We start from the raw sequence: 14,083 nt of genomic DNA on the forward strand, positions 1-14,083 counted from the left end.
AGAGAAAGGTGATGGAGCGAAACGGAACGCATCGTATGAAATGCCTGAGAAGGGCATAAGCCGAGTTCTGTACATGAAAAATGCTCATGTCGGCGACCATTACTCTGGGACCGGAGTTGCCTGCCGGCCTCGTGCGATCTGACCCGAGAGCATCGGACGGGCCATCCTTTTCCCTCAAGAGGGAGCGCTCTCCTATTTGATCTTGCTCCAGATGGGGTTTGCCGTGCCATCCCGGTCACCCGGGATGCGGTGAGCTCTTACCTCACCTTTTCACCCTTACCGGCATCGTGCCGGCGGTCTGTTTTCTGTGGCACTTTCCTGAGGTCACCCCCACTGGGTGTTACCCAGCATCCTGCCCTGTGGAGCTCGGACTTTCCTCTGAAGGGTATTCCTTCAGCGGCCGCCTGCCCTTCTCAGGACGTATCATCTGCCCTGTCTATCGCCAGGTTTGCCAGTTGGTCCGCTTCCCGGTTGCGTTCCCGGTCTATGTGAACTATTGTAGCAGAATTAAAATTTTCCAACAATTTCAAAGCCCTTCTGTATAGCGGATCGATGTTTGGGGAGCGAACTTTATATTCGCCCTGTAATTGCCTCACGAGCAGCTGTGAGTCGGAGAGGATCTCCACGTCGCGAATGCCGATCTCGCATGAAAGCTCCAGGCCGTGGAGAAGCGCTGTGTATTCTGCATAATTGTTTGTTTGAATGCCGATGTACCTGCTTCCCGAGCCAACCTCCTCCCCCTTCACGTTCTTCACCACATATCCTGCCCCCGATTTTCCCGGATTTCCGCGGGAAGCACCGTCGATGTAGAGGAAGTACTTCACCCGCCTTCAGCCCTCGAAGGCCTCTACTTCCTTGTCATTCTCGTAATAGAGGATTCTGCTGCAATTCGGGCACTCGTAGAGCCTGTCCTCTTTCTGAATCATGTTGTAGAGCTGGGGGGGGATGTTCATATTGCACCCGGTACAGATGTAATTCTTTGCCTGAACAACGGCGATACCGTTCCTCCTGTTAAAAACGAGTTCGAACCGTTTCGTCTTGTTGACGTCCAGCCTCTTTGCAATCAACTCTTTTTCCTTCTTGAGCTTGTCAATCTCGCCGTCGAAGGTTTTCATGTGCTTCTCGATTGCCTCCATTTTCAGGTCGAACTCCTTCTTCAGGGCCTCGTACCGCTCCTTCGCCGCGCCGTGCTTTGCCTCGACCTCCTCGAACCTGACCATAAGCTCGAGCAGCTCCTCCTCTCTCTGCCGGTTGATCCGCTTCGTCATGTCTATTTCCTTGAGCATCGCGAAATATTCCCTGTTGGTTTTGATCGTCATAAGCCGTGCCTTACCCCGCTCGACCGTCTCTCTTTCATCCTCCAGCTGATACTCGATCTCTTTTTTCTGCTTCCTCAAATTATCGTATTCGGTCGAAACCTCCTGAAATTCCTCCCCCGCGGAAAGCATCTCCTGCTTCAGGTCGGCGATCCTTTCCGGAGTTGCGTTTTTCTCGTCCTCGAGGCCCTTTATCTTGAACATCACCTCCTGAAGCATCAACATTGTCTTGACATCTTCCAGCAATTCACACCTCCGTGTCCCTGTTTTGATATTTTGATAGCGTTAAAGACGTCTGGGTATTCATCGGAAAACCCTCATGTATTCAGTCGGCTCATCGAAGGTGTCGACGGTGACTGAACCTCCGAAATCCTCCTCGATGACATCTTTGAACCTTTCCATGATGAACTTCTCGGAATCGAAGTGCCCGATGTCCACAGCGATGATGGATGCGTGAGCAAGCCGGTGTGCCTGATGGTGCTTCAGGTCTCCCGTTACGAAGACGTCGACATCGGTGCCGACCACGTTCTCCACAAACCCCCCGCCGCTTCCGGCAAGGACTCCCACCTTCCGTACCGTGGTGCCGAGGTCACCGGTGTGCCTGATCGTCGTCGGCCTGACCGAGTCCCTGACGTGGGTGAGAAACTCTTCCAGGGTCATCTCGCGGGAAAGTTCGCCCCTGATCCCGAGCCAGCCGTCAGGCAGCTCCGTGGCCAGGGGATATACATCAATTGCCGGCTCTTCGTAAGGGTGAGATTTCTTGACCGCATCGAGAACACCCGGCAGCACCCTGTCGTCTGCGACGAACTCGACCCGCTCCTCCGCAACGCTGTTTAGCTCTCCCACCTCCCCCAGGTACGGGCGGGCCTCCTGCTCAGGAAAAAATGTCCCCGTTCCGGCTGTCCTGAACGAGCAGGACGTGTACTGGCCGATCTGTCCTGCTCCCGCAAGGAAAGCCTGCCCCAGCACCTTTCCCACGTCGGCCGGAGGCACGAAGACCACAACTTTATGCTGCTTTACCCTCGTCGCCACCCCCAGGGGGGACTGGTTCACGAGGCCGATCCTCTCTGCAAGCTCCCTCGACACGCCCACGGGCGAGAGGTCGGCATTGGTATGGGCGCAAATAAGGGAAATGCCATTTCGTAAGATCTTGACGAGTAAAAGGCCTTCCTCTGCCTCGTCGGTCACCCGCCTCACAGGCTCCAGAAACAGCGGGTGGTGAGTGATGATGAGATCGTATTGGGATGAGATGGCCCGATCGATCAGGCGAGGCGTCACGTCAACGGAAACGAGTATCCTCTCTACCTTCTTTCCTTTTTCTCCTGCTAACAACCCTACATTATCCCAGGAAGCAGCCCGTCCAAAAGGAAATCTTTTGTCCAGGGCCATCAGTATATCTTTGACTGCGGGCCTTTTCGACTCGACCACCCTGAACTTCCTCCAGAAACAAAAAATGCACCTATTCGGCGCATTGCAGATGCTTTTTCCGACTTTATTTTATTTCTCTCAACCATAATGATCGTGGTGGGCCCACCTGGCCTCGAACCAGGGACCTACCGGTTATGAGCCGGTGGCTCTACCAACTGAGCTATGGGCCCAAATACGTGCCATAAATTTAAATTATCGAACCTTTGCTATTCATAGTCAATGTTTTTATCTTTTTCCCCCGGTGACCGTGAGTGCGATCGCCGGAAACAGCCGGCCAATCCGTGCGTGGCCCTGCTCACTCCGTGAAGGTCTTGAGTATCCTTGCCCGGGTTTTATGCCGCAACTTCCTCAGGGCCTTCGCTTCGATCTGCCTGATTCTCTCGCGCGTCACATCGAAGTCCTGGCCGACCTCTTCGAGGGTGTGGTCCGATTTTTCCCCGATTCCGAAACGCATCCTCAGCACCTTCTCCTCCCGCGGGGTGAGGGTGGCAAGCACCCTTCTGATCTGGTCCGCCAGGTCCAGGTTGATCACGGAATCGGTGGGTGAAACGGTATTCTTGTCCTCTATGAAATCCCCGAGATGGCTGTCCTCCTCCTCGCCGATGGGGGTTTCGAGGGATATGGGCTCCTTGGCTATCTTCAGGACCTTCCTCACCTTCTCCAGGGGAATGTCCATCCTGCCGGCGATCTCAACCGGAGAGGGTTCCCTGCCAAGCTCTTGCACGAGGTACCGGGAGGTCCTGATGAGCTTGTTGATGGTCTCGATCATGTGGACGGGAATCCTGATCGTCCTCGCCTGGTCTGCGATAGCCCTGGTAATTGCCTGGCGAATCCACCAGGTGGCGTAGGTGCTGAATTTGTACCCCCGCTTGTACTCGAACTTGTCGACTGCCTTCATCAGCCCGATGTTGCCCTCCTGAATCAGGTCGAGAAACTGAAGGCCCCTGTTCGTGTATTTCTTCGCAATGCTCACCACGAGGCGGAGGTTCGCCTCGATCAGTGCCTGCTTGGCGTTGTTGATCTTCCTGTCGCCCTGCTCAATGTTGTTGAGGATGTTTTTCAGCTCCCCGGCCGAGATTCCGCTCTGCTCTTCGATGCTCTTGATGTTGTCCATAGCCTTTCTGACCACCCTTTCGAGTTTCAAGAGCTCTTCCTTCTTGGTCCTCAACCTCATGGCCGCCCTGCCCAATCCCTTATCCTCGGAATTCGCCTTTTTCATCACCTTGAGAAAATCTCCCGGGTCCATAATCATGCTCTCGGAAAAATCCATCAGGATCGACTCGTTTTCCTCGATGCTGTTCACGTATTTCCGTATCTTCCTGCAGATCTCCTCTACTTTCCTGTCTTTTAAGTGAATAGAATTCAGAGAGTCATCTATCTCATCATTGGTTTTGATGAGCCTTTTTCTGACCCTCTCCTTTCTCTTCTCGCTTACGTTTTTTGCCGCAAGCTCCTTCGCATACTTGTCCACGAGCTTCGATTTTCTCTTCAGAACATCAATCGTATCGAGGGTCTTTTGCAAAAATTCCTCCTCTTCATCATCGGAAGAATCATCATCGAGATCCTTCAAAACCTCCCTGATACTCAACTCCCCGGCTCTGAGCATCTCTCCCAGCCCGAAGACCTCCTCCATGGCAATGGGACAGCTCTTGACTGCTGAAATTATTTCCCTTTCCCCCTGCTCTATCCTCTTTGCAAGCTCGATCTCCCCCTCCCGGTTGAGAAGGGGAATCGAACCCATCTCCTTCAGGTAGAGCCGGACGGGGTCATTGCTCTTTACCGCCCCGAGGTCGACCCGTTGCTCCTCCTCCTGCTCCTCGACCATCCCATCGTAGGCAAGCTTGAGAGAAGGGAGTTTCAGGTTCTGGACAGAGTCGACAATTTCGATGTCGTTTTCGCCGAAAATCTCCATGATATCCTCGATATGGTCCGGGTTCACCACATCCCTTGGAATCGCATTGTTCAGCTCATCAACGAGAATATACCCCTGCTTCTTCCCTTTTTTTATCAAACCCTGGATTGAATCTGCACCGCGCTTTCTCGGCATAGATTTCTCCTCTTTACAAGTTTTTTCTTATTTCCTCAATTTCTCTCTTCAATTCCATCTGGAGCTTCAATATCTCGCCTCGCCTGCCGTCACTTTCTTCCTCACGAAGGTCATCGGCCAGTTTTGCAAGCTTTCTCTCTCTTTGCTTCAGTTCCATGAAAACCAATATTTTTTGCAGGTTTTCCTCCCTTTCTTCGGGAAAAAACTGCTCATAAACGAGAACGGCCCTCGAGGCCCTCGAGGCATACTCTTCGCCCTCTATTAAGATAGACGATTCAATATCCGTTCCAGTTTCACCCGATTCGGCAATGATTTTCTTCCCTATTTCGGCAAGTTCCGGGTCCTCGAGGGAGGAGAGGGCCTTCCTCGCGGCCTCTTTACCCGCCAGCGCCGGGTGCTTCAGCAGCAAACCGACAAGTGCCTCCTCGAAGTTTATCCGCATATCCCCCTCGATATTTTCCCCCACAGACCGAAGCCGGCCCGGAGTTTCCCGGGATGCAACCCACTTTCTTATCTCGTCCCCTGAGAGGTCGAGCTTCGATGATATCTCCTTTACGTAAATTTCCCTTTCCACGGGATCTTTCACGTTTTTCAGGTACTTGCCCACCAGCCTCACGTAGTCGAGCTGGTGGGAAAGTATTTTCAGGTCAAACTTTTTCATCGCTGCCTCAATGATGTATTCCATGAGAAGCTTTGCTTCCGCCAGTTCCCTCCTGACCTCTTCCACCCCCGCCTTTCTCACCCATTCGTCGGGGTCGAGTCTCCCGGGGGGAAAGAAGACCAGGGGGGAGACCCCCGCCTCGTAAGCAGGCGAAACGGACCGAACGGCCGCCTTTTTCCCCGCCATGTCACCGTCGAAAAGCAGCACCACCTTATCGGAAATTCTCTTCAGTTCCCGGAAATGGCCCGGGGTAACGGCTGTGCCGCAGGTAGCAACGACATTCTTGATTCCCGCCTGCCACAGAATGAGCCAGTCCGTATAACCCTCCACCACGAAAACCTTCCCCTCTTCCCTGATGAATCTCCCGGAAAGGTTCAGCCCGTAGAGAAGGTTTTTCTTTCTGTAAATCCTTGATTCTGAACTGTTTATGTACTTTGGCCCGGCATCATCCATCGACCTGCCCGCAAATCCCGCAATTTTCCCGGTCACGGTAAATATGGGGAATATAATCCTTCCGGCAAACCGGTCGACTAGCTCGCCGTTCTTTCTTTTGAGAAGAAGCCCGCTTTCCACGGCGATGTTTGCATCGAGGCCTTCGATGGCAATCGCCCTGGCGAGTTCCCTCCTGCCCCTTCCGCCATACCCGATGAGCAGCTCTCGAGCCGTATCCTCCTCGATGCCCCTTTCTTGCAAATATGTATTCGCCCTGTTACCTTTTTGAAATAAAAGGTTGTGATAAAAATCGGCAGCGAAGCGGTTGATGTCGAACATGGTCCTGACGGTATCGGAGTCATCCCTCCCTCCTTCCACGACGACTTCCACACCCGCACGAGCACACAGTTCTTCGACGGCATCGCGGTATTCCAGTTTCTTCAGCTGCATCAAAAAAGAGATAGAATCCCCTCCCGTGCCGCAACCGAAGCAGTGAAAGACCCCTTTTTCGGAGCTCACGAAGAAGGAGGGTGTCTTTTCCCGGTGAAACGGGCAGAGCCCCTTCAAACTCGATCCCGCCCTCCTGAGATCTACATACTCGGAAACCAGGCCGACAATATCGGACCGTAACCTGAGTTCCTCCAAAGTCCTTCTGGAAATCCTCCCATTCATAGTCATCCGGCTTGTCTGGCTGCCCTATTTTGTTTGTGGAGAACGGAACATCCGAAAAATGGCTCCGTTTTATTTTGAGAGAAGATCCCTGACGAGATCGCTCACTTCTTTCCCCTCTGCCCTCCCGGCAACCCTGGGCATTATATCCTTCATGACCCTGCCCAGGTCCTGCATGCCCCGGGCTTCCAGATCTTTTATGACGTCCTTTATGAGCGCGATAATCTCATCTCTGTCCATCTTCGGGGGCAGGTAGGTCTCGAGGACATCTATCTCCTTTTTCTCCTTCTCGACTAAATCCTGCCTTCCCCCTTTTTCATAGAGCTCTATCGATTCCTTTCTCTGCTTGATGTTCGTTGCGATGATCTTCACTATTTCCCCGTCTTCCGCCTCTTCGCGCAACTCGATCTCCCTGTTTTTAACGGACGCAAGCAGAAGCCGTAAAGTAGAAAGCGCTACCAAATCACGTGATTTCGTAGCGCTAACCATATCCTGTTTTAGCCTTTCCTTGAGGGACATGTAGCCTCAAACAATCATTTTTCTCATCTTCTTGAGTGCCCTTTTCTTGGCTGCGAGCATCTTCTTTTTCTTCTTCACGCTCGGTTTTTCGTAGTATTCCCTCTTTCTTATCTCCGACAGAATCCCGGCCCTCTCGCACTGCTTCTTGAAGCGCTTCAGGGCCATCTCGAAGGATTCACCCTCTCTTACCTTGACGCCTGGCATGAAATTCCATCCCCTAGATTGTTCTTATAGAATCAACCTTTAATACTATACTAGAATTATTTATCCTGTCAACCTGTTTATCCCATTTTATGGCCAAGCTGCTTTCCGCCGATAAGGTGCATGTGGAGGTGCATGACGATCTGGCCTCCCTCGCCGCCGTTATTGATAACCGTCCGGTAGCCCTTTTCGTGTATTCCCTTTTCTCTGGCTATCCTCGACGCCACGAGAAGCATGCGCCCGAGAAGGTCCCCGTCGCTTTCCTGTACGTCATTCAAATTGACCATGTGCTTTTTTGGAACGATCAGCACATGGACGGGAGCGACAGGGTTGATGTCGTTGAAGGCGATCACCGCATCGTCCTCCCACACGACGGTTGCCGGTATATCCTTCTCTATGATTTTGCAAAAGATGCAGTCAACCACGCCTGCACAACTCCCCGGAAAGTGGAATGCGACCCTGCAGCGAAACAGGGTCATATTATAGTATATTACGTCAACTTTCTATAGAAACATGTCCTTTCACCGGTGTGGCAGGCCGGCCCCTTCGGCTTGACCCGGTAGAGCAGCGTATCGATATCGCAGTCGTACAATATTTCATCGATCTCCTGCACATTGCCCGAGGTTTCCCCTTTCAACCACAACCTGTTGCGCGACCGGCTGAAGTAGTGGGCCACCCTTTTTTCCCAGGTCAGACGTATCGCCTCGGCGTTCACGTAGGCCACCATCAAAACCGTATTGTCGGACACATCCTGTGTCACGACGGGTGCGAGGCCGGACCTGTCGAAGGTTATTCGTGATAGGAGCTCTTCCAGATTCATCTGCCTTCCCTCCGGCATTTTGTCCGTTTTGTGACAGGCACAAGCGGCTCGGGCAGGAAAAGAAATCGAGAGCGGCACAACGGTTTTCATTCCATCACTGAACTATCCTCACGGGAACGCCTTTTTTGAGCAGGTACTCTTTGGCCTCCCCGATGGTATGTTCGCAGTAGTGGAAGATCGATGCCGCGAGCACTGCATCGGCGTTCCCCTCTGCGATACCCTCATAGAGGTGCTCGAGCGTGCCTACCCCACCCGAGGCTATCACCGGTATCCCCACCTCCCCGGTTATCGCCTTCGTCAACTCGATATCGTAACCGTCCTTTGTACCATCCCTGTCCATGCTGGTCAAGAGTATCTCGCCCGCCCCCAGTTTCCAGACCTTCCTGGCCCACCGCACGGCATCGATGCCGGTGGGATTTCTGCCTCCGTGGGTGTAGACCTCAAACTTCCCTCCCCCGCCGGGAACCCTCCTGGCGTCGATGGCAACAACGATGCACTGACTGCCGAACCTTCGAGACGCTTTCCCCACGAAGCCGGGATCGATAACCGCAGTCGTGTTGATCGAAACCTTGTCCGCGCCGGCCCGGAGGAGGTCCCGGATATCATCGAGAATTCTGATCCCTCCCCCCACCGTAAGGGGCATGAAAACCCTCTCGGCTGTCCTTTCAACGACGTTTAGGATGATGCCTCTTTTTTCGTGTGAGGCCGTTATGTCGAGAAAGGTGAGTTCGTCGGCACCCTCCTCGTCATATCGCTCTGCTACCTCGACGGGATCTCCCGCGTCGCGAAGGTCAACGAAGTTCACCCCTTTCACCACACGGCCGTCTCGCACATCGAGGCAGGGTATGATTCTTCTCGTCAGCATCAGGTGCCACCCACCGCCTTCCTGGCTTCTGCAAAATCTACCTTCGAGGAGTAAAGGGCCTTCCCCACGATTACTCCCACAATCCTCTTTTGAGCCCCTGTATCCGAAATCTTCTTGATCCTCCGGATATCCTCGATCTGCGACACTCCCCCGGAAGCGATGATGTGGCCCTCTATGCTTTTCGCGAAGGACTCGATCCGGTCAAAATCAGGCCCCTCGAGCATGCCGTCCCGTGAAATGTCGGTGTAAATAAAAGAGCGGAGCCCCCTTTTTTCAAGATCCCGGGCCAAATCGACGGCGCGAATACCCGTCACTTCAACCCATCCTCTGATTGCTACCGCACCGTCCACCGCATCGATCGCCGCCAGCACCCTTTCCCCATAGGCATCTATGATCCTCCTGATTTCGTCCCTGTCCCTTACGATGGTCGTCCCCAGTATGACCTTCGACACCCCCGCATCGAAGTACCTCGACGCGATCTCGAAGTTTCTTATCCCTCCCCCCACCTGGATTTTCGCACCCGAGTCCGCAACCATCCTTTCGATAACCCCGAAGTTGACCGGTTCCCCCTTGAACGCTCCGTCGAGATCGACAACGTGAATCATCTCCGCGCCGAGATCGGCCCACCTCCTGGCCACGATTACGGGGTCGTCGGAAAAGACGGTCATCTCTTCCTTTTTTCCCTGCCTGAGCCTGACACACTTTCCCTTCATGATGTCTATTGCCGGTATGACCTGGAACCCCATCAGGCCCTCCTTTCGTAATCTCTCATGGTAATCTCCCCGAAATTTGAGAGAAGCCTCAGCCCCACCTTCTGGCTCTTCTCCGGGTGGAACTGCACGGCAAGCATGTTATCCCTCGCCACACCCGAAACAAAGTCGATGCCATATTCAGTCATCAAGGTACCGATGTCTTCCTGGGGGACCACATAGTAGGAGTGGACGAAATAAAAGAACGACCCCTGCGGGATGCCCCTGAAGAACCTGCTCTCTTCGGGATAGTTCACCCTGTTCCAGCCCATGTGGGGAATCTTCAGCGTGCGCCATATCCCCCCTTCCCCGGGAGAATTGCCGTTTTGCATGTCATCGGCGAATCTCACCACCTTTCCCTTCAGGAGGTCCAGGCCCCTGTGCGTGCCGAACTCGTGGCTCTCGGAAAAGAGCAGCTGAAGCCCCAGACAGATACCCAGGAAAGGCTTCCCGGCACGGAACCAATCTTTGAGAAACCCGGTAAGCCCCTTCTTTTCCAGGTTGACCATGCAATCCTTGAAAGCCCCCACGCCGGGCAGGACCAGGCCGGCGGCACCTTCGAGCAGCGAGGCCTCTTCACCGATTCGGACTTCGTATCCAAGAGAAAGAAATGCCCTGGACACGCTCATCAGGTTGCCCATTCCGTAATCGACAACCCCTATGTACGGGCCCCTCCCCACTCACATGACTCCTTTCGTCGATGGAATGCCCCTGGTCCGCTCATCAATGAGCGTCGCCATATCGAGGGCCCTTCCGATTGCCTTGAATATCGCCTCAATGGTGTGGTGCGCGTTACTCCCGTAAGGCACGTTCACGTGGACACACACCCCCGAGGACTGGGAGAAAGCACGCACGAACTCCTCGACCAGCTCCGTGTCGAACCGCCCGACCTTCTCGCTCTGCACCTCGCACCTGAACACGTGGTGGGGACGGTTGCTTATGTCCACCGCCACCTCCGCGTATGCCTCTATCATGGGGATAGCGGCGAAACCGTACCGCTTGATACCCTTGAGGTCTCCCAGCGCCTCTTTCACTGCCGCTCCCAGCACGATTGCCGTGTCCTCCACGAGGTGGTGGTAATCGACTTCGATGTCTCCTGTCGCCTTGACATGCAGGTCGAAAAGCCCATGTTTCGCCAGCAGAGAGAGCATGTGATCGAAAAAGGGAACACCCGTATCCACATTGTACTGGCCCGTGCCGTCGAGGTTTATCGACAAATCGATGGATGTTTCCTTCGTGCTCCTGCTGAACTTCCCTTTTCTCTCCATTACCTCCTCCTTTTTCTCTCCTTCCCGTACCTCGCAGCAGCGGCGTTTCCATGAGCATTCAACCCCTCACGCCTGCAGAGGGTTACGATATCGGGAAGGTCCTTTTTCAGGGATGTGGCATCATAGGAGACGACGTTCATTTTTTTCATGAAGTGATAGACGCCCAGGGGAGAGAAAAAGCGCGCCGACCCTCCCGTGGGAAGCGTGTGATTTATCCCGGCAATGTAATCCCCCACGGCAACGGGGGAATAGGGGCCTATGAACACTGTCCCAGCATTTTTCAAAACATAGAGGATTGAACCGGGATTCTCGACCTGAACGGACAGGTGCTCGGGCGCAAGCCTGTTCACGATCTCCACCGCCCTTTTCATCCCTCTTGCCAGAAACACGGGAGCACCGGCAAGCGACGCCGCCAGGATCTTCGATCTCTTCTCTTTTCGGGAAATCTCTCCCACACGTTTCACGACCGCCTTTGCCACCGCGGGCGAGTCGGTGACAAGGGAAACGAAGGAGTCTTCGCCGTGCTCGGCCTGGGAAACGAGATCATAGGCGGCAAATGCCGCGTCCGCCTTCGCATCTGCAAGAACGACCAGCTCCGACGGGCCGGCCAGCATATCCAATCCCACCGACCCATACAGTTGCCGTTTCGCTTCCGTGACAAACACATTGCCGGGGCCAACGATGACGTCCACCTTCGGCACCGTTTTCGTCCCCAGGGCGAGCGCCGCGATGGCCTGTGCCCCCCCGATGGGGAAGAGCATGTCAACGCCTGCCACACTGCATGCAGCCAGAACGTCATCGGAGAGAATCCCTCCGGGCGATGGAACGGCGGCGAAAACTTCCCGGACCCCGGCAACCTTCGCCGGAATGGTGTTCATCAAAACCGTCGATGGATAGGCTGCCTTTCCGCCGGGAGCGTACACACCTGCCCTTTCAACGGGTATGTTCATCAGGGATACCGCACCCCCCGCATCGTTGTATACCGTGTACCCCCCGTCTACCTGTTGCTCATGAAAGCGCCGCAGCCTCCCGGCCATCTTCTCGAGCGACTTTCGCACCCCGGAAGGCACCCTGTTCCAGGCACCCTCCATCACGTCCCTGCCCACACCGAAACCCTCCCCGGCGAGATCGAAGCCGTCGAACTTCCTCGTCAGATCCACCAGGGCCGCGTCCCCCTCATTCCTCACCTGCTCGATTATCCCGGCAACGGCATCCTTCACCGCGGCGGGCAGACCCATCGCTCTCGCCGACCGTTCTGTCAGCTCCCTCTCAAACCTCCGCGTCCCGTCAGTATATAACTTCACATTCACCCTCCTCGGGCAACCGCCTGATCGATGCCCCGAGACTGTTCAGTTTCTCCTCGAGCTTCTCGTATCCCCGGTCGAGGTGCTCTATGTCTTTCACAATCGTTTCCCCATCCGCTACGAGCCCCGCCAAAACGAGCGATGCCGAAGCCCGAAGGTCGGTCGCCGTGACGGGGGCGCCCGAAAGCTCCGAAACCCCCTTCACCACGGCCACCTTTCCGGAAACGGATATGTCTGCACCCAGCCTCCGAAGCTCCGCCACGTGCCTGAACCTGTTTTCAAATATATTCTCCTCGATGGTGGACACCGAGTCGCTCAGGCACATGTATGCCATGAACTGCGCCTGCACGTCCGTGGGAAACCCCGGGAAAGGGTTCGTCGCCACGGTTACGCTCCTGACCGGCTCACGGCGAATGACCCGCACGCCCCTCTCATCACAGGAAACACGGGCACCCGACTCTTTTAGCTTTTTCAGCACGGATTCAAGGTGCTCAGGGCCGATGTGAAGGACCGTGACGTCCCCCCCCGTCATGGCCCCTGCAATAAGGAGGGTCGCCGCTTCGATTCTGTCGGGCATGGCCGTGTGTTCCGCACCTGCCAGCGATGCAACGCCTTCCACGTGAATCGTGGACGTGCCCTCTCCCTCGATACGCGCGCCCATTTTCTTCAGACATCGCGCCAGGTCCACCACTTCCGGCTCCAGCGCAGCGTTGTTGATCACCGTCTCACCCCGGGCCAGGCAGGCGGCGATCAGCACGTTCTCCGTTCCCGTCACCGTCTTCATGTCAAAGTCGATCCTGGCCCCTTTCAGCACGGGAGCCGTCACGTGCCACTTCCCGTGATCTTTCACGCACTTTGCGCCCATCATCGTAAACGCTTTGAGGTGCTGGTCTATCGGCCTGTCACCTATGTCACACCCGCCCGGTATGGGGATGTCCGCAACCCCGTATCGTGCCAGCAGGGGGCCCATGAGCAGAACCGAAGCCCTCAGCCTCTTTGCCAGGTCGTAGGGCACCTCGCAGGCATCTGCGGCAAACTGATCCATCGTGACCGTGTCGTTCTCCCGCTCAACCGATCCCCCGAGCTGCTCCAATATCTCGCCGAAAACATCCACATCATCGAGTTTCGGGACGTTGCGAATGCGAAGGGGTGCGCCGGCGACCACCGAAGCCGCCATCATGGGAAGGATCGCATTTTTCGCCCCGCCGGGAAGTATTTCCCCCCGAAGCGGAGGACCTCCCTTAATGATGAAATGGTGCCTTTTTCCCTTCATGCCCTCGCTCTCTTTTTCCGGGCAGCCGCGACCCGGGGAATTCGCGCCAGGTCATCTATTATTTCACATTTCTCGAACCATCCGTTACTTTCGATGATCTCGCACACCATCGTTTTCTGGCCGAAACCGAACTCGATGAATAGGAAGCCCCCCGGAACCAGATGGTCATCTGAGATCCGGACAATATCCACGATCGATTCGATTCCCGTCTCACCTCCAACGAGAGCCTCCTCCGGCTCAAAATCCCTCACTTCGGGCATTGCCCGCAAAAACTCCCTCTTCGAAAGATACGGGGGGTTGGAGATGATGAAATCGTAGCCCCCGCAAAGCTCCGATGGAATATTCCTGAAGTCACCACGATGGGCGTTAAGCCTCTCCGGGACCTGGTGGAAACCGGCGTTCTTTTCAGTCATGGCAACCGCTTTTTGGGCGATGTCGACGGCGACCATGCGGATGCTTTCCATCTCCTTGAGCAGTGTCACGCACACCACACCGGCCCCCGGCCCCACTTCGAGCCCCTTCAGCGCTCCC

16 protein-coding genes, 1 tRNA gene and 1 other RNA gene are annotated in these 14,083 nt (G+C 55.0%); all 18 read right to left on the reverse strand.

The genetic code is table 11. The annotated features are described in order from the left end of the window. Positions 1-41: 41 nt before the first annotated feature. Positions 42-416, reverse strand: an RNA gene (gene rnpB, locus GTN70_12165) — RNase P RNA component class A. Next, positions 414-824, reverse strand: a complete 411-nt coding sequence (locus GTN70_12170) for a reverse transcriptase-like protein (protein ID NIO17711.1) — start codon at positions 822-824, stop codon at positions 414-416. The genes rnpB and GTN70_12170 overlap by 3 nt, the downstream gene beginning before the upstream one ends. A 6-nt stretch (positions 825-830) precedes the next feature. After that, positions 831-1,562 (reverse strand): hypothetical protein, encoded by a 732-nt coding sequence (locus GTN70_12175; GenBank protein ID NIO17712.1) that lies wholly within the window; start codon positions 1,560-1,562, stop codon positions 831-833. Positions 1,563-1,619: 57 nt separating this feature from the next. Beyond that, positions 1,620-2,744 carry a Nif3-like dinuclear metal center hexameric protein gene (locus tag GTN70_12180; GenBank protein ID NIO17713.1) on the reverse strand — a complete coding sequence of 375 codons (1,125 nt, stop codon included), beginning with the start codon at positions 2,742-2,744 and terminating at the stop codon, positions 1,620-1,622. A gap of 94 nt (positions 2,745-2,838) precedes the next feature. Then, positions 2,839-2,914, reverse strand: a tRNA-Ile gene (locus GTN70_12185). Positions 2,915-3,039: 125 nt separating this feature from the next. Beyond that, positions 3,040-4,791 (reverse strand): RNA polymerase sigma factor RpoD, encoded by a 1,752-nt coding sequence (gene rpoD / locus GTN70_12190; protein NIO17714.1) that lies wholly within the window; start codon positions 4,789-4,791, stop codon positions 3,040-3,042. 13 nt (positions 4,792-4,804) lie between these two features. Continuing rightward, complete coding sequence (locus GTN70_12195) at positions 4,805-6,556, reverse strand: DNA primase (protein NIO17715.1); 1,752 nt, start codon at positions 6,554-6,556, stop codon at positions 4,805-4,807. Between the two features lie 69 nt (positions 6,557-6,625). Beyond that, a complete protein-coding gene (locus tag GTN70_12200; GenBank protein ID NIO17716.1) occupies positions 6,626-7,072 on the reverse strand; it encodes a GatB/YqeY domain-containing protein in 447 nt (148 codons plus the stop codon). A 6-nt stretch (positions 7,073-7,078) separates the two neighbouring features. After that, positions 7,079-7,276: a 30S ribosomal protein S21 gene (locus tag GTN70_12205; protein ID NIO17717.1), complete on the reverse strand. Its 198-nt coding sequence runs from the start codon at positions 7,274-7,276 to the stop codon at positions 7,079-7,081. Positions 7,277-7,353: 77 nt separating this feature from the next. Then, positions 7,354-7,698 (reverse strand): HIT domain-containing protein, encoded by a 345-nt coding sequence (locus GTN70_12210; protein ID NIO17718.1) that lies wholly within the window; start codon positions 7,696-7,698, stop codon positions 7,354-7,356. 65 nt (positions 7,699-7,763) lie between these two features. Next, positions 7,764-8,111 carry a phosphoribosyl-AMP cyclohydrolase gene (hisI, locus tag GTN70_12215; GenBank protein NIO17719.1) on the reverse strand — a complete coding sequence of 116 codons (348 nt, stop codon included), beginning with the start codon at positions 8,109-8,111 and terminating at the stop codon, positions 7,764-7,766. Positions 8,112-8,187: 76 nt separating this feature from the next. Continuing rightward, positions 8,188-8,958: an imidazole glycerol phosphate synthase subunit HisF gene (hisF, locus tag GTN70_12220; protein ID NIO17720.1), complete on the reverse strand. Its 771-nt coding sequence runs from the start codon at positions 8,956-8,958 to the stop codon at positions 8,188-8,190. Continuing rightward, the gene (hisA, locus tag GTN70_12225; protein NIO17721.1) at positions 8,958-9,704 is read right to left on the reverse strand and encodes a 1-(5-phosphoribosyl)-5-[(5-phosphoribosylamino)methylideneamino]imidazole-4-carboxamide isomerase; all 747 of its coding nucleotides are present in this window, start codon (positions 9,702-9,704) and stop codon (positions 8,958-8,960) included. Before hisA ends, hisF begins: the two co-directional genes overlap by 1 nt. Then, positions 9,704-10,348: an imidazole glycerol phosphate synthase subunit HisH gene (hisH, locus tag GTN70_12230; GenBank protein ID NIO17722.1), complete on the reverse strand. Its 645-nt coding sequence runs from the start codon at positions 10,346-10,348 to the stop codon at positions 9,704-9,706. Before hisH ends, hisA begins: the two co-directional genes overlap by 1 nt. A gap of 39 nt (positions 10,349-10,387) precedes the next feature. Next, a complete protein-coding gene (gene hisB / locus GTN70_12235; GenBank protein NIO17723.1) occupies positions 10,388-10,975 on the reverse strand; it encodes an imidazoleglycerol-phosphate dehydratase HisB in 588 nt (195 codons plus the stop codon). Continuing rightward, positions 10,975-12,279 (reverse strand): histidinol dehydrogenase, encoded by a 1,305-nt coding sequence (hisD, locus tag GTN70_12240; GenBank protein ID NIO17724.1) that lies wholly within the window; start codon positions 12,277-12,279, stop codon positions 10,975-10,977. The genes hisB and hisD overlap by 1 nt, the downstream gene beginning before the upstream one ends. Further along, positions 12,263-13,552 carry a UDP-N-acetylglucosamine 1-carboxyvinyltransferase gene (gene murA, locus GTN70_12245; protein ID NIO17725.1) on the reverse strand — a complete coding sequence of 430 codons (1,290 nt, stop codon included), beginning with the start codon at positions 13,550-13,552 and terminating at the stop codon, positions 12,263-12,265. Before murA ends, hisD begins: the two co-directional genes overlap by 17 nt. Continuing rightward, positions 13,549-14,083 (reverse strand): methyltransferase (locus GTN70_12250; protein NIO17726.1); only part of this gene is annotated, 535 nt, incomplete at its 5' end. The genes GTN70_12250 and murA, both read right to left, overlap by 4 nt.

The organism is Deltaproteobacteria bacterium (assembly GCA_011773515.1).
Taxonomy (GTDB): domain Bacteria; phylum Desulfobacterota; class Deferrimicrobia; order J040; family J040; genus WVXK01.

What these genes read in the sequence shown, in the direction of transcription:
- rpoD (NIO17714.1), bottom strand. Translation starts at nt 4,791, where the DNA reads ATGCCGAGAAAGCGCGGTGCAGATTCAATCCAGGGTTTGATAAAAAAA.
- GTN70_12195 (NIO17715.1), bottom strand. Translation starts at nt 6,556, where the DNA reads ATGAATGGGAGGATTTCCAGAAGGACTTTGGAGGAACTCAGGTTACGG.
- GTN70_12200 (NIO17716.1), bottom strand. Translation starts at nt 7,072, where the DNA reads ATGTCCCTCAAGGAAAGGCTAAAACAGGATATGGTTAGCGCTACGAAA.
- GTN70_12205 (NIO17717.1), bottom strand. Translation starts at nt 7,276, where the DNA reads ATGCCAGGCGTCAAGGTAAGAGAGGGTGAATCCTTCGAGATGGCCCTG.
- hisI (NIO17719.1), bottom strand. Translation starts at nt 8,111, where the DNA reads ATGCCGGAGGGAAGGCAGATGAATCTGGAAGAGCTCCTATCACGAATA.
- hisF (NIO17720.1), bottom strand. Translation starts at nt 8,958, where the DNA reads ATGCTGACGAGAAGAATCATACCCTGCCTCGATGTGCGAGACGGCCGT.
- hisA (NIO17721.1), bottom strand. Translation starts at nt 9,704, where the DNA reads ATGGGGTTCCAGGTCATACCGGCAATAGACATCATGAAGGGAAAGTGT.
- hisH (NIO17722.1), bottom strand. Translation starts at nt 10,348, where the DNA reads ATGGGCAACCTGATGAGCGTGTCCAGGGCATTTCTTTCTCTTGGATAC.
- hisB (NIO17723.1), bottom strand. Translation starts at nt 10,975, where the DNA reads ATGGAGAGAAAAGGGAAGTTCAGCAGGAGCACGAAGGAAACATCCATC.
- murA (NIO17725.1), bottom strand. Translation starts at nt 13,552, where the DNA reads ATGAAGGGAAAAAGGCACCATTTCATCATTAAGGGAGGTCCTCCGCTT.